At 56.9% G+C, this 17,526-nt stretch carries 16 protein-coding genes and 3 tRNA genes; 17 read left to right on the forward strand and 2 right to left on the reverse strand.

Annotation, left to right across the window (positions count from 1 at the left end; translation table 11 throughout):
• Positions 1-10: 10 nt before the first annotated feature.
• From rlmE to KRR23_RS09970, 16 genes are all read left to right on the forward strand, one after another.
• Entirely contained in the window at positions 11-661 is a 651-nt protein-coding gene (rlmE, locus tag KRR23_RS09895; protein ID WP_019691786.1) for a 23S rRNA (uridine(2552)-2'-O)-methyltransferase RlmE, read from the forward strand.
• A 190-nt stretch (positions 662-851) separates the two neighbouring features.
• The gene (gene ftsH, locus KRR23_RS09900) at positions 852-2,753 is read left to right on the forward strand and encodes an ATP-dependent zinc metalloprotease FtsH (protein ID WP_054594064.1); all 1,902 of its coding nucleotides are present in this window, start codon (positions 852-854) and stop codon (positions 2,751-2,753) included.
• An 8-nt stretch (positions 2,754-2,761) separates the two neighbouring features.
• Positions 2,762-3,613, forward strand: coding sequence for a dihydropteroate synthase (gene folP / locus KRR23_RS09905; RefSeq protein WP_216742358.1), 852 nt, complete (start codon positions 2,762-2,764; stop codon positions 3,611-3,613).
• A 16-nt stretch (positions 3,614-3,629) separates the two neighbouring features.
• Complete coding sequence (gene glmM, locus KRR23_RS09910; protein ID WP_216742359.1) at positions 3,630-4,967, forward strand: phosphoglucosamine mutase; 1,338 nt, start codon at positions 3,630-3,632, stop codon at positions 4,965-4,967.
• Positions 4,968-5,033: 66 nt separating this feature from the next.
• Entirely contained in the window at positions 5,034-5,789 is a 756-nt protein-coding gene (gene tpiA, locus KRR23_RS09915; RefSeq protein WP_216742360.1) for a triose-phosphate isomerase, read from the forward strand.
• A 4-nt stretch (positions 5,790-5,793) separates the two neighbouring features.
• Positions 5,794-6,177 carry a preprotein translocase subunit SecG gene (gene secG / locus KRR23_RS09920; protein ID WP_054594060.1) on the forward strand — a complete coding sequence of 128 codons (384 nt, stop codon included), beginning with the start codon at positions 5,794-5,796 and terminating at the stop codon, positions 6,175-6,177.
• 22 nt (positions 6,178-6,199) lie between these two features.
• Positions 6,200-6,285: transfer RNA gene (locus KRR23_RS09925), tRNA-Leu, on the forward strand.
• Between the two features lie 96 nt (positions 6,286-6,381).
• Positions 6,382-6,458 (forward strand) — tRNA-Met (locus KRR23_RS09930).
• 139 nt (positions 6,459-6,597) lie between these two features.
• Positions 6,598-7,056, forward strand: a complete 459-nt coding sequence (gene rimP, locus KRR23_RS09935; RefSeq protein WP_024265126.1) for a ribosome maturation factor RimP — start codon at positions 6,598-6,600, stop codon at positions 7,054-7,056.
• 47 nt (positions 7,057-7,103) lie between these two features.
• Positions 7,104-8,585 (forward strand): transcription termination factor NusA, encoded by a 1,482-nt coding sequence (gene nusA, locus KRR23_RS09940; protein ID WP_019691793.1) that lies wholly within the window; start codon positions 7,104-7,106, stop codon positions 8,583-8,585.
• Positions 8,586-8,611: 26 nt separating this feature from the next.
• Positions 8,612-11,128 carry a translation initiation factor IF-2 gene (gene infB / locus KRR23_RS09945; protein WP_054594059.1) on the forward strand — a complete coding sequence of 839 codons (2,517 nt, stop codon included), beginning with the start codon at positions 8,612-8,614 and terminating at the stop codon, positions 11,126-11,128.
• Between the two features lie 159 nt (positions 11,129-11,287).
• Positions 11,288-11,689, forward strand: a complete 402-nt coding sequence (gene rbfA, locus KRR23_RS09950) for a 30S ribosome-binding factor RbfA (RefSeq protein ID WP_019691795.1) — start codon at positions 11,288-11,290, stop codon at positions 11,687-11,689.
• A 3-nt stretch (positions 11,690-11,692) separates the two neighbouring features.
• Positions 11,693-12,610 carry a tRNA pseudouridine(55) synthase TruB gene (gene truB / locus KRR23_RS09955; protein WP_216742361.1) on the forward strand — a complete coding sequence of 306 codons (918 nt, stop codon included), beginning with the start codon at positions 11,693-11,695 and terminating at the stop codon, positions 12,608-12,610.
• A 117-nt stretch (positions 12,611-12,727) separates the two neighbouring features.
• Positions 12,728-12,997: a 30S ribosomal protein S15 gene (rpsO, locus tag KRR23_RS09960; RefSeq protein ID WP_003197723.1), complete on the forward strand. Its 270-nt coding sequence runs from the start codon at positions 12,728-12,730 to the stop codon at positions 12,995-12,997.
• Between the two features lie 197 nt (positions 12,998-13,194).
• The gene (pnp, locus tag KRR23_RS09965; RefSeq protein ID WP_216742362.1) at positions 13,195-15,300 is read left to right on the forward strand and encodes a polyribonucleotide nucleotidyltransferase; all 2,106 of its coding nucleotides are present in this window, start codon (positions 13,195-13,197) and stop codon (positions 15,298-15,300) included.
• 127 nt (positions 15,301-15,427) lie between these two features.
• Positions 15,428-15,503, forward strand: a tRNA-Thr gene (locus KRR23_RS09970).
• A gap of 10 nt (positions 15,504-15,513) precedes the next feature.
• On the opposite strand, the gene KRR23_RS09975 is transcribed toward KRR23_RS09970, so the two are convergent.
• Entirely contained in the window at positions 15,514-16,020 is a 507-nt protein-coding gene (locus KRR23_RS09975; protein WP_216742363.1) for a hypothetical protein, read from the reverse strand.
• Between the two features lie 302 nt (positions 16,021-16,322).
• Between KRR23_RS09975 and KRR23_RS09980 the strand changes: the two genes are divergently transcribed.
• On the forward strand, positions 16,323-16,628 hold the full coding sequence (locus KRR23_RS09980; protein WP_054598178.1) for a DUF6388 family protein: 306 nt from the start codon (positions 16,323-16,325) through the stop codon (positions 16,626-16,628).
• Positions 16,629-16,666: 38 nt separating this feature from the next.
• Here the strand turns inward: KRR23_RS09980 and nadC are convergent, their stop codons facing one another.
• Positions 16,667-17,515 carry a carboxylating nicotinate-nucleotide diphosphorylase gene (gene nadC / locus KRR23_RS09985; protein ID WP_216742364.1) on the reverse strand — a complete coding sequence of 283 codons (849 nt, stop codon included), beginning with the start codon at positions 17,513-17,515 and terminating at the stop codon, positions 16,667-16,669.
• Positions 17,516-17,526: the final 11 nt, after the last annotated feature.

Below are 17,526 nucleotides of genomic sequence, written 5' to 3' on the forward strand. Positions count from 1 at the left end.
GAGGTGGCCCGTGGCCCGTTCCAAGACTAGCCTTAACTGGCTGAAAGAGCATTTCAACGACCCGTACGTCAAAATGGCGCAAAAAGACGGGTATCGTTCGCGTGCCAGCTACAAATTGCTGGAGATCCAGGAAAAGGATCGCCTGATCCGTCCGGGCATGACCGTAATCGACCTCGGTGCAGCGCCGGGTGGCTGGTCGCAAGTGACCAGTCGTCTGATTGGTGGTCAGGGTCGTTTGATCGCCTCCGACATCCTGGAAATGGACAGCATCCCCGATGTGACCTTCATTCAGGGCGACTTTACCGAAGATGCGGTGCTGGCTCAGATCCTCGAGGCGGTCGGAAATACGCAGGTAGACCTTGTGATTTCCGATATGGCCCCCAATATGAGTGGATTGGCGGCAGTAGATATGCCACGGGCGATGTTCCTTTGCGAGTTGGCACTGGATCTCGCCGGTCGGGTTTTACGGCCCGGTGGTGATTTTTTGATCAAGGTCTTCCAGGGTGAAGGCTTCGACGAATACCACAAGGAAATCCGCAAGCTGTTTGACAAGGTACAGATGCGCAAGCCTTTGTCTTCGCGTGACAGGTCTCGCGAGCAGTACTTGCTGGGACGCGGTTTCCGCGGTGTTGAAGGTTCCGAGAGCGTCGAGCGTTTCTAAGGGGGCGATAGGTTTTTTTGTATCGCTTTACAGAGCCGGTATAACGAATATTGTGTAGTCATTGTTTCACAAAGGGTTACAGACGGCGCCTGCCAGAGCCGTAGGTAATGTAGTAAGTTAGGCCGGTGAATATCATGCGAAGCGCGCGCCAGTAGCGGAGCTTGCTTCAGAGGGTAGTTAATTGAACGATATGGCAAAGAATCTGATCCTGTGGTTGATCATCGCGGCTGTCCTCGTGACGGTGATGAACAACTTCTCCAGCCCTAACGAGCCACAGACCCTCAACTATTCCGACTTCATCCAGCAGGTCAAGGATGGCAAGGTCGAGCGCGTAGCCGTGGACGGCTATGTCATTACTGGCAAGCGCAATGATGGCGACAGCTTCAAGACCATTCGTCCGGCCATTCAGGACAACGGTCTGATCGGCGATCTGGTGGATAATCACGTAGTCGTTGAGGGCAAGCAGCCTGAACAGCAAAGCATCTGGACTCAGCTCCTGGTTGCCAGCTTCCCGATCCTGGTGATCATCGCCGTCTTCATGTTCTTCATGCGGCAGATGCAGGGCGGTGCCGGCGGCAAGGGCGGACCGATGAGCTTCGGCAAGAGCAAGGCGCGCCTGCTCTCCGAAGACCAGGTGAAAACCACCCTGGCTGACGTTGCCGGTTGCGACGAAGCCAAGGAAGAAGTGGGTGAGCTGGTCGAATTTCTGCGTGATCCGGGCAAGTTCCAGCGCCTGGGTGGGCGTATTCCTCGCGGTGTGCTGATGGTGGGGCCGCCGGGTACCGGTAAAACCCTGCTGGCCAAAGCCATTGCCGGTGAAGCAAAAGTCCCGTTTTTTACCATCTCCGGTTCCGACTTCGTCGAAATGTTCGTCGGTGTGGGTGCCAGCCGTGTTCGCGACATGTTCGAGCAGGCTAAAAAACACGCTCCATGCATCATCTTCATTGATGAAATCGACGCTGTCGGTCGTCATCGTGGTGCTGGCATGGGTGGTGGTCACGACGAGCGTGAACAGACTCTCAACCAGTTGCTGGTAGAGATGGACGGTTTCGAAATGAATGACGGCATCATCGTCATCGCCGCAACCAACCGTCCTGACGTACTTGACCCTGCGCTGCTGCGTCCGGGCCGTTTCGACCGTCAGGTTGTCGTAGGGCTGCCGGATATTCGTGGTCGTGAGCAAATCCTGAAAGTCCACATGCGCAAAGTGCCGATGGGTGATGACGTTGCTCCGGCGGTTATCGCACGTGGTACGCCTGGTTTCTCCGGTGCCGACCTGGCCAACCTGGTGAACGAGGCCTCGCTGTTTGCTGCCCGTACCGGCAAGCGCGTTGTCGAGATGAAAGAGTTCGAGCTGGCGAAAGACAAGATCATGATGGGCGCTGAGCGCAAGTCCATGGTCATGTCCGAAAAAGAAAAGCAGAACACTGCCTATCACGAAGCGGGGCACGCGATCGTTGGTCGTGTGGTTCCCGAGCATGATCCGGTCTACAAGGTCTCGATCATCCCGCGCGGCCGAGCGTTGGGTGTGACGATGTTCCTGCCGGAAGAGGATCGCTACAGTCTGTCCAAGCGTGCGTTGATCAGCCAGATCTGCTCGCTGTACGGCGGCCGTATTGCTGAAGAGATGACTCTGGGTTTCGACGGTGTCACCACGGGTGCCTCCAACGACATCATGCGTGCCAGCCAGATTGCGCGGAACATGGTCACCAAGTGGGGCTTGTCGGAAAAGCTCGGTCCATTGATGTATGCCGAAGAAGAAGGTGAGGTGTTCCTTGGTCGTGGCGGCGGCGGTCAACACGCCAGCTTCTCGGGCGAGACTGCCAAGCTGATCGACTCTGAAGTGCGCAGCATCATTGATCAGTGCTACGGCACGGCCAAGCAGATCCTGACGGATAATCGCGACAAGCTCGACGCCATGGCTGATGCGCTGATGAAGTACGAAACTATTGATGCCGAACAGATCGACGACATCATGGCCGGTCGCACACCGCGTGAGCCTCGTGACTGGTCGGGCGGTACCGGTACTCCTCCTGTCGTACAGGAAGAGCGTCCGGAAACCCCAATCGGTGGCCCGGCCGCCGACGTCTAAGGTTTGAAATGACTCTTGTACAGTCCTCAACCCGGTTGCCTTGCGGTAACCGGGTTCTTGATTTAGCTCATGCTCATGTCATGGGCATCCTCAATGTCACCCCCGATTCTTTCTCCGACGGTGGTCGCTTCAGTCAGCTCGATGCTGCTCTGCGACACGCTGAGGCGATGGTGGCTGCTGGTGCGACCCTCATTGATGTAGGTGGCGAGTCGACCCGGCCTGGCGCACGGGCGGTCTCGCCGCTTGAGGAGCTGGAGCGCGTGGCGCCGATCGTCGAGCGTATTCATCGCGAACTGGACGTGATTATCTCGGTCGATACCTCGACACCTGCTGTCATGCGTGAAACTGCACGCCTGGGAGCAGGTCTGATCAACGACGTGCGTTCGCTGCGTCGAGACGGAGCGCTGGATGCAGCAGCAGCCACCGGATTGCCGGTGTGCCTGATGCATATGCTCGGTGAGCCGGGAGATATGCAGGACAACCCGCATTATGATGACGTGACGAGAGAGGTTGGTGAGTTTCTTGCCGAGCGTATGGCGTCGTGTGCTGCGGTCGGTATTCCGGCCGAGCGGATCATTCTTGATCCGGGTTTCGGGTTCGCGAAAAACTTGCAGCACAATTTGAGTCTGTTCAAGTATATGGAAGCCCTGCATGCCTTGGGGCGGCCCCTGTTGGTCGGGGTTTCGCGAAAGAGCATGATCGGGCAGGCATTGAATCGCCCGGTGGGAGAGCGGCTGCATGGTGGCCTGGCTCTCGCGGCGTTGGCTGTCATTAAGGGGGCGCGCATCTTGCGCGTGCATGACGTGGCCGAAACAGTCGATGTGGTGCGGATGATCACAGCAGTTGAGTCAGCCGAATAAGAATGATGGAGCACTTATGACTAAGAAATATTTTGGCACCGACGGCATTCGTGGTCGGGTCGGCGAATATCCGATTACCCCTGAGTTCATGCTCAAGCTTGGTTGGGCTGCGGGCATGGCCTTTCGCAGTAAGGGTGCTTGCAAGGTTCTTGTCGGCAAGGACACTCGAATCTCTGGTTATATGTTCGAATCGGCGCTTGAGGCCGGGCTTACCTCTGCCGGGGCTGATGTCATGCTGCTGGGGCCGATGCCTACTCCGGCTATCGCCTATTTGACGCGCACCTTCAATGCTGAGGCCGGTATTGTAATCAGCGCTTCGCACAATCCTCATGACGATAACGGCATCAAGTTCTTCTCTGGACAAGGCACGAAACTGCCGGATGATGTTGAGCTGATGATCGAAGAATTGCTCGATATGCCGATGACCGTGGTTGAGTCGAGCAAGATCGGCAAGGTCTCGCGAATCAACGATGCCTCAGGTCGTTACATCGAGTTCTGCAAAAGCAGTGTGCCAACCGGCACCAATTTCGCTGGTTTGAAAATTGTGATCGATTGCGCACACGGTGCTACCTATAAGGTGGCTCCGAGTGTTTTCCGTGAGCTGGGTGCGCAGGTGACGGTGCTTTCTGCGCAGCCTGACGGTCTGAACATCAATCACAATTGCGGTTCCACCCATATGGGGCAATTGCAGGCAGCTGTATTGGCTGAGCACGCAGATCTGGGCATTGCCTTCGATGGTGATGGCGACCGGGTATTGATGGTTGATCACACTGGCGCGATCGTCGATGGCGACGAATTGTTGTTCATCATCGCGCGTGACTTGCATGAGCGTGGCAAGTTGCAGGGTGGTGTTGTTGGAACCTTGATGAGTAACCTGGGGTTGGAACTGGCCCTGGCGGATCTGGGGATTCCTTTTGTGCGGGCCAACGTCGGTGACCGCTATGTAATCGCCGAACTGCTTGAGCGCAACTGGCTGGTGGGTGGTGAGAACTCCGGCCACGTCGTTTGCTTCAGTCATACCACCACGGGTGACGCGATTATCGCTGCGTTGCAGGTGTTGATGGCACTGAAGTGTCGTTCCGAAGGGCTTGCTCAATCGCGTCAGGCGCTACGCAAATGTCCTCAGGTATTGATCAATGTGCGTTTCGGCGGCGGCGAAAACCCGGTCGAGCATGCGACTGTCAAAGAGGTCAGCGAGCGCGTCACCAAGGCCATGGCCGGGCGTGGTCGCGTGTTGTTGCGCAAGTCTGGCACAGAGCCGCTGGTGCGGGTCATGGTCGAAGGTGAGGACGAAACACTGGTTCGCGGTTACGCCGAGGAGCTGGCAAAACTGGTTGCTGAAGTTTCTGCCTGATTTCGGCTTGCCAGTAATGATGTGGTTGGGTAACATCTGCGCCCACTTTGACCGACGAGGTACAGCATGCGTCGCCCTATGGTAGCTGGTAACTGGAAGATGCACGGTACCCGCGCCAGCGTCGCTGAGCTGATAAACGGCCTTCGTCATCTGGCCTTGCCGAGCGGTGTTGAGGTCGCGGTATTCCCGCCTTGCTTGTATATCAATCAAGTGATTGATGGCTTGGAAGGTACGTCGATTTCGGTCGGCGCGCAGAATTCTGCGGTGGAAGCCATGCAAGGTGCATTGACCGGTGAGATTGCGCCGAGTCAGTTGGTGGATTCAGGTTGTTCCCTGGTGCTCATTGGGCACTCCGAGCGTCGCCAGATCATCGGCGAGCGTGACGAGACGCTGATTCGCAAGTTTGCAGCGGCACAGGCATGTGGCTTGACTCCGGTGTTGTGCATAGGGGAAACCCTTGAGCAGCGTGAGGCCGGAAAAACGCTTGAGGTTGTCGGGCATCAGCTGGGCAGCATCATCGATGAGCTGGGTGTTGGTGTATTTGCAAAAGCAGTAATCGCTTACGAGCCGGTCTGGGCCATTGGCACCGGGCTGACTGCTTCGCCGCAACAAGCGCAGGATGTGCATGCAGCCATTCGTGCACAGTTGGCGGCAGAGAATTCTGAGGTCGCACAAGGTGTGCGGCTTCTATACGGCGGCAGCGTGAAGGCGGCCAATGCGGTCGAACTGTTCGGCATGCCGGATATCGATGGGGGGCTCATTGGTGGAGCTTCCCTGAATGCAGATGAGTTCGGTGCGATTTGTCGCGCCGCGGGAAACTGAAAAAATGCTGGAAACAGTCGTAGTCGTTTTTCATCTGCTGGGTGCACTGGGCGTAGTTGCTCTCGTATTGCTGCAGCAGGGTAAAGGTGCGGACGCTGGTGCGTCTTTCGGAGCAGGTGCTTCAAATACTGTGTTCGGAAGCCAAGGTTCCTCTACCTTTCTTAGTAAGTTTACTGCTATACTTGCCGCAGGTTTCTTCATAACCAGCTTAGGGTTAGGTTACTTTGCTAAAGAGAAAGCTCACCAGCTGACTCAAGTAGGTTTGCCAAACCCAGCAGTGTTGGAAGTTCCAAAGCAAAAACCGGCTTCTGATGATGTACCGGTGCTTCAAGAGCAAAAGTCGGCAACCAATGCGACTGACGTACCTCCAGCTCAAGAGCAAAAGTAAGAAGGGTTTCAAACGTAGTATTGCCGAGGTGGTGGAATTGGTAGACACGCAACCTTGAGGTGGTTGTGCCCATAGGGTGTAGGGGTTCGAGTCCCCTTCTCGGTACCAATTATCAGGAGAGCCCGCTGTTGCGGGCTTTCTTGTAGGTGGAAGGTTACATTGACCCTGTTAGGGATCGGTCGTATACTTCCGCCCCAGCTTTGTCGCGGGGTGGAGCAGTCTGGTAGCTCGTCGGGCTCATAACCCGAAGGTCGTCGGTTCAAATCCGGCCCCCGCAACCAGTTTCAGGAGCCCCTTTTCAGGGGCTTTTTGTTAGCTGGACACTTTATAACGCCGCTGTTCAACGGCGTTTCAGGGATGGGCGTTTCGCCCATTTTTTTATTTTGCATAGCATGCATTTACATGCACGAGGGGGTTCAGGTGTCGAGCAAGCTAGAACAGTTGCAGGCCTTGTTGGCCCCGGTGGTCGTGGCCCTTGGCTATGAATGCTGGGGTATTGAGTTTTCGGCTCAAGGTCGCCACTCACTGTTGCGCGTTTATATCGATAAAGAAGGCGGTGTGCTGGTGGACGATTGTGCCATCGTCAGCCGTCAGATCAGCGGTGTACTGGATGTTGAAGATCCGATCTCCGTTGAATACACCCTTGAAGTTTCCTCGCCTGGCATGGAACGCCCGCTGTTCACGCTTGAACAGTTTGCAAAGTTTGCCGGTGACCAAGTGAAGATCAAGCTGCGCTCGCCTTTCGAAGGTCGACGCAACTTTCAGGGCCTTCTGCGCGGTGTAGAAGAGCAGGACGTCGTGGTGCAGGTTGAAGACCATGAATTCCTGTTGCCGATCGATATGATCGACAAGGCCAACATTATTCCCAGTTTTGACTGAGACGCGGATCCCGCGGATCCAATGGCTTGCGAAAGGCGAGGCGTACGATGAGCAAAGAAGTACTGCTGGTTGTTGAGTCGGTATCCAATGAAAAGGGCGTACCGGCAAACGTAATTTTTGAAGCGCTGGAGCTGGCTCTGGCCACCGCTACCAAAAAGCGTTTTGAAGACGAAGTTGATCTGCGTGTGGAAATCAATCGCCACACCGGTGCTTATGAAACTTTCCGTCGCTGGACGGTAGTCGAAGAAGCAGACCTGGATGATCCGGCTGTTGAAACCTGGCCGAGCAAGGTTCAGGAAACGCATCCTGGCGCGAAGGTCGGTGATGTAGTCGAAGAAAAAATCGAGTCCATCGAATTCGGCCGCATTGCTGCGCAGACTGCCAAGCAAGTTATCGTGCAGAAAGTCCGCGAAGCCGAACGCGCTCAAGTCGTTGATGCCTACCGCGAGCGTCTGGGAGAAATCATCTCCGGCACCGTGAAGAAAGTAACCCGCGACAACGTGATCGTTGATCTGGGTAACAACGCTGAAGCGCTGCTGGCTCGTGAAGACATCATTTCTCGCGAAACTTTCCGGGTGGGTGTGCGCCTGCGTGCACTGCTCAAGGAAATCCGCACCGAGAACCGCGGCCCGCAGCTGATTCTGTCGCGTACCGCGCCAGAAATGCTGATCGAGTTGTTCCGCATCGAAGTGCCGGAAATCGCTGAAGGCCTGATCGAAGTAATGGCTGCGTCCCGTGACCCGGGTTCGCGCGCCAAGATCGCGGTCCGCTCCAAGGACAAACGCATCGATCCGCAAGGTGCTTGCATTGGTATGCGCGGTTCACGCGTCCAGGCAGTGTCGGGCGAATTGGGTGGTGAGCGTGTGGATATCGTCCTGTGGGACGACAACCCGGCGCAGTTCGTGATCAACGCCATGTCCCCGGCTGAGGTTGCGGCAATTATCGTTGACGAAGATGCCCATGCAATGGACATCGCCGTTGGCGCAGACAATCTGGCTCAGGCCATCGGTCGCGGTGGTCAGAACGTGCGTCTGGCTAGCCAGTTGACTGGCTGGACCCTGAACGTGATGACCGAATCGGACATCCAGGCTAAACAGCAAGCAGAAACCGGCGACATCCTGCGCAACTTCATCGACGAGCTGGAAGTCGACGAAGATCTGGCACAGGTGCTGGTTGATGAGGGCTTTACCAGCCTGGAAGAGATTGCCTACGTACCGTTGGAAGAAATGCTCAACATCGATGGCTTTGACGAAGACACCGTCAACGAGCTTCGCGCTCGGGCCAAGGATCGTTTGTTGACTAAAGCCATCGCTACTGAGGAAAAGCTGGCAGACGCCCATCCGGCCGAAGACCTGCTCTCGCTTGAGGGTATGGACAAGGATTTGGCGATGGAACTGGCGGTGCGCGGCGTAATTACCCGCGAAGACCTGGCCGAGCAGTCTATTGACGACCTGCTCGACATCGACGGCATTGACGATGATCGTGCCGGCAAGTTGATCATGGCCGCCCGAGCCCATTGGTTCGAGTAATAGGCGCGGCCTGAGGAGAGAAGTGCATGACGCAAGTCACGGTGAAACAACTGGCCGATGAGGTCAAAACACCGGTAGAGCGCCTGCTGCAGCAGATGCGTGAGGCAGGTCTGCCGCACACCGCCGCCGAGGAACATGTGACCGACAGTGAGAAGCAATCTTTGCTGACTCACTTGAAAAGCAGCCACAAGGCGAAAGTGGAAGAACCGCGCAAAATCACGTTGCAGCGTAAAACCACCAGCACCCTGCGTGTTGCTGGCAGCAAAAGCATCAGCGTTGAAGTACGCAAGAAGAAAGTCTTCGTACAGCGCAGCCCGGAAGAAATCGAAGCCGAGCGCAAACGCGAACTGGAAGAGCGTCGCGCAGTAGAAAATGCTGCACGTCAGAAGGCTGAAGAAGAAGCCAAGCGTCGCGCCGAAGAAGAAGCGCGTCGCCAGCCTGCTGCTGTGCAATCTGCTTCTACTGAAGCTGTTGCAGCACCTGTCGCAGTTGCCGAGCCAGTGCGTGAAGCACCGGTTGTAGCAGCAGCGCCAGCGGCTGACACTCGCAAACGCGACGAACAGCGTCGTCCGGACAAACCACGCGCCGACGATAACAATCGTCGTGGCGCGGGTGATGGTGAGCGCAAAAACGCTCCACATCGCGCTTCGGTCAAGGAAAAGGCGCCTGCTCCACGCGTTGCTCCACGGACTACCGACGAAGAAAGCGATGGCTTCCGTCGTGGTGGTCGCGGCAAGGCCAAGCTGAAGAAGCGCAACGCCCACGGTTTCCAGAGCCCAACCGGCCCTGTCGTGCGCGAAGTGAAGATCGGCGAAACCATCACTGTTGGCGATCTCGCTCAGCAGATGTCGGTCAAGGCTGCTGAAATCATCAAGTTCATGTTCAAACTGGGTACTCCAGCGACCATCAACCAGGTACTTGATCAGGAAACTGCTCAACTGGTTGCTGAAGAGCTGGGCCACAAAGTGACCCTGGTCAGCGACACCGCCCTGGAAGATTCCCTGGCCGAGTCCCTGAAGTTTGAAGGTGAGGCTTTCTCCCGTGCGCCAGTCGTGACCGTAATGGGCCACGTTGACCATGGTAAGACCTCGCTGCTCGACTATATCCGTCGTGCCAAGGTAGCAGCTGGCGAAGCCGGCGGTATCACCCAGCACATCGGTGCGTACCACGTTGAAACCGAACGCGGCATGGTCACCTTCCTCGATACCCCGGGTCACGCCGCGTTTACCGCTATGCGTGCTCGTGGTGCCAAGGCAACCGACATCGTGATCCTGGTGGTTGCAGCGGACGACGGCGTAATGCCGCAGACCATTGAAGCCGTACAGCACGCCAAGGCTGCTGGTGTTCCGCTGGTTGTTGCAGTGAACAAAATCGACAAGCCGGGCGCTGATCTCGATCGCATCCGTAGCGAACTGTCGGTTCACGGCGTGACCTCGGAAGAGTGGGGCGGCGACACTCCGTTCGTATCGGTTTCGGCGAAAGTCGGTACTGGTGTAGACGAGCTGCTCGAAGCTGTTCTGCTGCAAGCTGAAGTTCTCGAACTGAAAGCGACTCCTTCGGCTCCTGGCCGTGGTGTCGTGGTTGAATCGCGTCTCGACAAAGGTCGTGGCCCGGTTGCAACCGTTCTGGTCCAGGACGGTACTCTGCGCCAAGGCGACATGGTGCTGGTCGGTTCGAACTATGGCCGCGTTCGCGCCATGCTCGACGAGAACGGCAAGCCAATCAAGGAAGCCGGTCCTTCCATCCCTGTCGAGATTCTCGGCCTGGACGGTACCCCGGACGCTGGCGACGAGATGAGCGTGGTTGCCGACGAGAAGAAAGCCCGTGAAGTGGCTCTGTTCCGTCAAGGCAAGTTCCGCGAAGTCAAACTGGCTCGTGCTCACGCAGGCAAGCTGGAAAACATCTTCGAGAACATGGGCCAGGAAGAGAAGAAGACGCTTAACATCGTCCTCAAATCCGACGTCCGTGGTTCGTTGGAAGCGTTGAACGGCGCCTTGAACGGCCTGGGTAACGACGAAGTGCAAGTGCGTGTAGTCGGTGGCGGTGTCGGTGGTATCACCGAGAGCGACGCCAACCTGGCACTGGCCTCCAACGCTGTACTGTTCGGCTTCAACGTGCGTGCCGATGCTGGCGCTCGCAAGATCGTCGAGCAGGAAGGTCTGGATATGCGTTACTACAACGTGATCTACGACATCATCGAAGACGTCAAGAAAGCCCTGACCGGTATGCTTGGCAGCGACGTTCGGGAGAACATCCTGGGTATCGCTGAAGTCCGCGACGTGTTCCGTTCGCCGAAGTTCGGCGCGATCGCCGGTTGCATGGTTATCGAAGGTGTTGTGCACCGTAACCGTCCAATCCGTGTACTGCGTGAAGACATCGTTATCTTCGAAGGCGAGCTGGAATCCCTGCGCCGCTTCAAGGATGACGCTTCCGAAGTACGTGCCGGCATGGAATGCGGTATCGGCGTGAAGAGCTACAACGACGTCAAAGTCGGTGACAAGATCGAAGTCTTCGAGAAGGTTCAGGTTGCTCGCAGCCTCTAACTCGCGCACTTCAAGAGCCGTGATGGGCAGCCGCATGCAAATGCACGGCGCATCACCCGGACTCTAAACGCAACGCCCGGTCTGGCTTCTGTCAGGCCGGGCGTTTGCCGCTTTCAGACCACACGGGTTTCACCGTGAGGCAGTAACAGGTAACAAGACATGGCAAAAGAATACAGCCGTACCCAACGTATCGGCGATCAGATGCAGCGTGAGCTGGCACAGCTGATCCGTCGTGAAGTCAAAGACCCGCGCGTCGGCCTGGTCACCATTACCGCTGTTGAAGTCAGCCGTGACGTCGGTCACGCCAAGATTTTCATCACCGTGATGGGGCAGGACAGCGCAGACGATATCGCTCAAAGCATCAAGGTGTTGAACTCGGCCGCCGGTTTCCTGCGCATGCAGTTGGCTCGCGAGATGAAGCTGCGCAGCGTTCCTCAGCTGCACTTCCACTACGACGAAAGCGTCGTGCGTGGCGCTCATCTGTCGGCATTGATCGAGCGCGCCGTGGCTGAAGACAATCAGCACCCGGTTGCGGCAGAACCCGTAGACACCAAGGAGTAATCGGTGGCTCAGGTCAAACGTATCCGTCGTAACGTCAGCGGCATCATCCTGCTCGACAAGCCGCTGGGGTTCACCTCCAACGCGGCCTTGCAGAAGGTTCGCTGGCTGCTCAATGCCGAGAAGGCCGGGCACACCGGCAGTCTTGATCCGTTGGCCACCGGCGTGTTGCCGCTGTGCTTCGGTGAGGCGACCAAGTTCTCGCAATACCTGCTCGACTCCGACAAGGGCTATGAAACCCTGGCGCAATTGGGCAAGACCACCACCACGGCAGACGCTGAGGGTGAGGTTTTGCAGGAGCGCGCGGTGACCGTTGGTCGCGCCGATATCGAAGCGGTTTTGCCGAAATTTCGTGGGCAAATCAGTCAGATACCGCCGATGTACTCAGCCCTCAAGCGTGACGGTCAGCCGTTGTACAAGCTGGCCCGTGCAGGTGAAGTGGTGGAGCGCGAACCGCGTTCTGTTACTATTGCGCGCTTGGAATTGCTGGCCTTTGAAGGTGATACTGCGCGCTTCGCCGTAGATTGCAGCAAAGGCACCTATATCCGCACCCTCGTGGAGGATATTGGTGAAGAGCTCGGTTGTGGCGCTTACGTTGCGCAGTTGCGACGTACCCAGGCCGGTCCGTTCAGCCTGGCCCAGACGGTCACGCTGGAAGAGTTGGAAGCAGTACATGCCGAAGGCGGCAACGAAGCGGTTGATCGCTTCCTGATGCCATCGGACAGCGGCTTGCTGGATTGGCCACTGTTGCAGTTCTCGGAGCACAGCTCGTTCTACTGGCTCAACGGCCAGCCGGTACGCGCCCCGGATGCACCGAAGTTCGGCATGGTACGAGTACAGGATCACAATGGTCGCTTCATCGGTATCGGTGAAGTGAGCGAAGACGGGCGCATCGCGCCGCGTCGACTGATTCGGTCAGAATGACCGAACGAGGGTGGCTGTTAACAGGCACGGTCACTACTCATTTTTAGATACAGGGATTTGTCCCTGGCCTGTTGAAACTGTTTCTTTGAAATAGTTTCCTGATAAAAGGATTGCCTCATGGCTCTCGACGTTCAAGAAAAAGCTCAAATCGTAGCTGACTACCAGCAAGCTGTTGGTGACACTGGTTCGCCAGAAGTGCAAGTTGCACTGCTGACCCACAACATCAACAAACTGCAAGGTCACTTCAAGGCCAACGGTAAAGATCACCACTCCCGTCGTGGTCTGATCCGCATGGTAAACCAGCGTCGTAAGCTGCTGGACTACCTGAAAGGCAAGGACGTGAGCCGTTACAGCGCTCTGATCGCTCGCCTGGGTCTGCGTCGCTAATCAGCGATTGCGCTAGAGGTTGGTTGTCTGTCATGCGTCAGCGGGTTTCCCGCCGGCGCATGGCAGGCTCCCAGCCTCAAGTTTTATCTGGACAACAGTTTTACCTGGACAATCAAAGTCGGGCCGATTCCCGGCATTGCCCAAGAATTTCGCAAGAAAACCAGTTCCCCCAAGAGCCACAAAGAAGGTAGGACACCGTGAACCCGGTAATCAAAAAATTCCAGTTCGGTCAGTCGACCGTTACCCTCGAGACTGGCCGTATCGCCCGTCAGGCCTCCGGCGCAGTATTGGTCACCGTTGACGACGACGTCAGCGTATTGGTGACCGTAGTCGGTGCCAAGCAAGCCGATCCAGGCAAGGGCTTCTTCCCCCTGTCTGTTCACTACCAGGAAAAAACTTACGCTGCAGGTAAGATCCCTGGCGGTTTCTTCAAGCGCGAAGGCCGTCCTTCCGAGAAAGAAACCCTGACTTCCCGACTGATCGACCGTCCGATCCGTCCGCTGTTCCCGGAAGGCTTCATGAACGAAGTGCAGGTTGTCTGCACCGTCGTTTCCACCAGCAAGAAGACCGATCCGGACATCGCTGCGATGATCGGTACCTCGGCTGCGCTGGCGATCTCCGGCATTCCTTTCGATGGCCCGATCGGCGCTGCCCGCGTTGCGTTCCACGAAAGCACCGGTTACCTGCTGAACCCGACTTACGAACAACTGAAAGCATCGAGCCTGGACATGGTCGTTGCCGGTACTTCGGAAGCGGTATTGATGGTTGAATCGGAAGCCAAAGAGCTGACCGAAGACCAGATGCTGGGCGCGGTACTGTTTGCTCACGACGAGTTCCAGGTTGTGATCAACGCCGTTAAAGAACTGGCTGCCGAAGCTGCCAAGCCAACCTGGACCTGGGCTCCTGCGCCTGAAGCCACCGCACTGCTGGGCGCCATCCGTGCCGAGTTCGGCGAAGCGATCTCCCAGGCTTACACCATCACCGTCAAGGCCGACCGTTACGCTCGCCTGGGCGAACTGAAAGACCAGGTTGTTGCCAAGCTGTCCGGTGAAGAAGGCCAGCCTTCGTCCAGCGAAGTCAAAGCAGCTTTCGGTGAAATCGAATACCGCACCGTTCGCGAAAACATCGTTAACGGCAAGCCACGTATCGACGGTCGCGACACCCGTACCGTACGTCCGCTGAACATCGAAGTCGGTGTTCTGCCGAAGACCCACGGTTCGGCATTGTTCACCCGTGGCGAAACCCAGGCTCTGGTCGTTGCGACTCTGGGCACCGCCCGTGACGCACAACTGCTGGACACCCTGGAAGGCGAGAAAAAAGACCCGTTCATGCTGCACTACAACTTCCCTCCGTTCTCGGTGGGCGAGTGTGGTCGCATGGGTGGCGCTGGTCGTCGTGAAATCGGTCACGGCCGTCTGGCCCGTCGTTCGGTTCAGGCCATGCTGCCTGCTGCCGACGTGTTTCCGTACACCATCCGTGTGGTATCGGAAATCACCGAGTCCAACGGTTCCAGCTCCATGGCTTCGGTCTGCGGTGCTTCCCTGGCTCTGATGGACGCTGGTGTGCCGATGAAGGCGCCGGTTGCCGGTATCGCCATGGGTCTGGTTAAAGAAGGCGAGAAGTTCGCCGTCCTGACCGACATCCTGGGCGACGAAGACCACCTGGGCGACATGGACTTCAAAGTAGCCGGTACCTCCAAAGGTGTTACCGCGCTGCAGATGGACATCAAGATCAAAGGCATCACCGAAGAAATCATGGAAATCGCTCTGGGCCAAGCCCTGGAAGCGCGCCTGAACATCCTCGGCCAGATGAACCAGATCATCGCCCAGTCGCGTACCGAACTGTCGGAAAACGCTCCGACCATGATCGCGATGAAAATCGACACCGACAAAATCCGTGATGTCATCGGTAAAGGCGGCGCGACCATTCGTGCGATCTGTGAAGAGACCAAGGCTTCGATCGACATCGAAGACGACGGCTCGATCAAGATCTTCGGCGAAACCAAGGAAGCAGCTGAAGCCGCTCGTCAGCGCGTTCTGGGTATCACCGCTGAAGCTGAAATCGGCAAGATCTACGTCGGTAAAGTTGAGCGCATCGTCGACTTCGGCGCATTCGTCAACATCCTGCCGGGCAAGGACGGTCTGGTTCACATCTCCATGCTGAGCGACGCTCGCGTTGAGAAAGTGACCGACATCCTGAAAGAAGGCCAGGAAGTGGAAGTACTGGTACTGGACGTGGACAACCGCGGCCGTATCAAGCTGTCCATCAAAGACGTAGCAGCAGCCAAGGCTTCGGGCGTTTAATTACCCCGCAGCTTAAGCGCTGAACAAGCAAACGCCCCGACTGGTTCGGGGCGTTTTGCTGTGTGCTGGAAATTGAGGGGCTTACCGAGTTGCCCGACCCCAAAGTCAGTGCTAGGTTTAGCCCACCGCCCGTGTAGCTCAGCCGGTAGAGCAGCGCACTCGTAACGCGAAGGTCGCAGGTTCGATTCCTGTCTCGGGCACCACTTCCCCCTGTTATTTCACCTTTCTGCTCAGCTCCTCGACGGTGCGTTTGAGCTGATCCATCGCACGATCCTGATCGCTGATGGTCCGTTTCAGGTTCGAGATATCGCTGCTGTTCGAGCTGGAGCTGGAGCCGCTGTTGCGATTGAGGTCTTCCACCTGCCGAGCGAGTTTATCCAGATCACGTTCCTGCTCTTTGACCTTGCTCTTGAGGTCGTCGATCTCCTTGCTGCTGGAGCTTGAGCTGGAACCGCTGCTGCGCTTGAGTTCTTCGATCTGGCGCGTCTGATTGTTGATGGTTTCCTGCATCTTTTTCAGTTCGTCGATGCGGAAATCGCTTTTGACCAGAACGTCCTTGCCGTATTCATTGTGGATGGCGGAGAGTTTGTCATCGTAAGACGGACCGCTGTTGCTCAGCTCAACGCTGGCCATTGCGGTGCCTGGCAAAGCCAGGACACCCATCAGGGCGGTCATTGCGGTGGCGGACAGAACAGAGGAAAGCTTCGAAAAACTGCGCATCACTGAGATTCCTTGTGAAATACCGATATGGCACATCGCTATGACTTTGGATTTGAAATTATGTTCCCGATGCTCTCGACGCGCCCTGCATGAAACTTTTTGTGGGATAGATGTAAAGAGCCGTGTAATTCACGGGCCAAACGTCCTATATTCGGTGCCTGCATGAGCATCGCCCAGCAGTTTTCAGATGATCCCGAATGGTTCTGAAGGCCAGATAAACCGGGCTTCAAACGGTTTTCTGCGTCAGAGAGATCCTTGATGATCCAGATCCATCTTCCATTCCCATGATCAGCGAGAACGCCATGACCGTGAACGAAATGACTCAAGAACAAAGACACGAAGAGGCCCTCAAGAAGTACATGCTTGATGCGCCAGAATTGATGGAAGAGATCAAGAACCTGAGCGCCGACGATCAGAAAGATCAGATTCAGTGGGCGTTCGAGGACGAGGCAGAAGCGCAGGGCTTGCAGCCTTGGGAGCTGACGCTCAAGTACACCTCAACGCCGGAAGAATACGAGGCGACGCGCCTTGCGTTGCACAAGGAAGCAGCCGAGGTGCTGGGCGTCGAGTGGGAAGAATACTGCGAGATGAACAATCTGGTGGTTTGAAAGCAACGCCAGCCTCATGAGGCTGGCGTTTCTTTTTGTCAGAGACTCAAGCGCATCGACAGGTCTACAGCCTTCACATCCTTGGTCATCGCGCCAATCGAGATGTAATCCACGCCCGTCTCGGCGATTGGCCGCAAGGTGCTTTCGTTGACGCCACCGCTGGCCTCGAGTTTCGCCTTGCCGGCATTCAGCCGCACGGCTTCACGCATGTCGTCCAGGCTCAGTTCATCAAGCATGATGATGTCGGCGCCCGCCGCCAGGGCCTCCTTGAGCTCCTCCAGGCTTTCCACTTCAATCTCCACCGGTTTGCCCGGCGCGATCTTGTGCGCGGCGGCGATGGCTTGAGGGATGCCGCCGCAGGCAGCGATATGGTTTTCCTTGATCAGAAAAGCGTCGTACAGGCCGATGCGGTGGTTGTGGCAGCTGCCGCAGGTCACGGCGTACTTTTGCGCCAATCGCAGCCCAGGCAGGGTTTTGCGGGTATCCAGCAGTTTCACCTGAGTATCGGCAACGAAGTCGGCCAGGTATTGCGCACGAGTGGCGACACCGGAAAGCAGTTGCAGAAAATTCAGCGCACTACGCTCTCCGGTCAGCAGCGAACGGGCGGGGCCTTCGAGGTGAAACAACGCCTGATTGGGGCTCACGCGCTCACCGTCGCGCACTTGCCAGTGCACCGCAACGCGCGGGTCCAGTTGCCGGAACACCGCGTCGACCCAAGCGGTGCCGCTGATGACGGCCGCATCACGGGTAATGATCGTGGCTTTGGCCAGGCGCTCGGCCGGGATCAATTGTGCGGTGATGTCGCCGCTGCCGATGTCTTCAAGCAACGCACGGCGCACGTTGGCTTCGATTTCGGCGGTCAAATCGGCGAGGCGTAGATTCGGCATAACGGGCTCCA

Source organism: Pseudomonas sp. CVAP#3 (genome assembly GCF_018986375.1).
In the GTDB taxonomy this organism is placed as follows: domain Bacteria; phylum Pseudomonadota; class Gammaproteobacteria; order Pseudomonadales; family Pseudomonadaceae; genus Aquipseudomonas; species Aquipseudomonas helvetica.

Coding starts and splice junctions, on each gene's coding strand:
- ftsH (WP_054594064.1), top strand. CDS start 852: ATGGCAAAGAATCTGATCCTGTGGTTGATCATCGCGGCTGTCCTCGTG.
- folP (WP_216742358.1), top strand. CDS start 2,762: ATGACTCTTGTACAGTCCTCAACCCGGTTGCCTTGCGGTAACCGGGTT.
- glmM (WP_216742359.1), top strand. CDS start 3,630: ATGACTAAGAAATATTTTGGCACCGACGGCATTCGTGGTCGGGTCGGC.
- tpiA (WP_216742360.1), top strand. CDS start 5,034: ATGCGTCGCCCTATGGTAGCTGGTAACTGGAAGATGCACGGTACCCGC.
- secG (WP_054594060.1), top strand. CDS start 5,794: ATGCTGGAAACAGTCGTAGTCGTTTTTCATCTGCTGGGTGCACTGGGC.
- nusA (WP_019691793.1), top strand. CDS start 7,104: ATGAGCAAAGAAGTACTGCTGGTTGTTGAGTCGGTATCCAATGAAAAG.
- infB (WP_054594059.1), top strand. CDS start 8,612: ATGACGCAAGTCACGGTGAAACAACTGGCCGATGAGGTCAAAACACCG.
- rbfA (WP_019691795.1), top strand. CDS start 11,288: ATGGCAAAAGAATACAGCCGTACCCAACGTATCGGCGATCAGATGCAG.
- rpsO (WP_003197723.1), top strand. CDS start 12,728: ATGGCTCTCGACGTTCAAGAAAAAGCTCAAATCGTAGCTGACTACCAG.
- KRR23_RS09975 (WP_216742363.1), bottom strand. CDS start 16,020: ATGCGCAGTTTTTCGAAGCTTTCCTCTGTTCTGTCCGCCACCGCAATG.
- KRR23_RS09980 (WP_054598178.1), top strand. CDS start 16,323: ATGACCGTGAACGAAATGACTCAAGAACAAAGACACGAAGAGGCCCTC.
- nadC (WP_216742364.1), bottom strand. CDS start 17,515: ATGCCGAATCTACGCCTCGCCGATTTGACCGCCGAAATCGAAGCCAAC.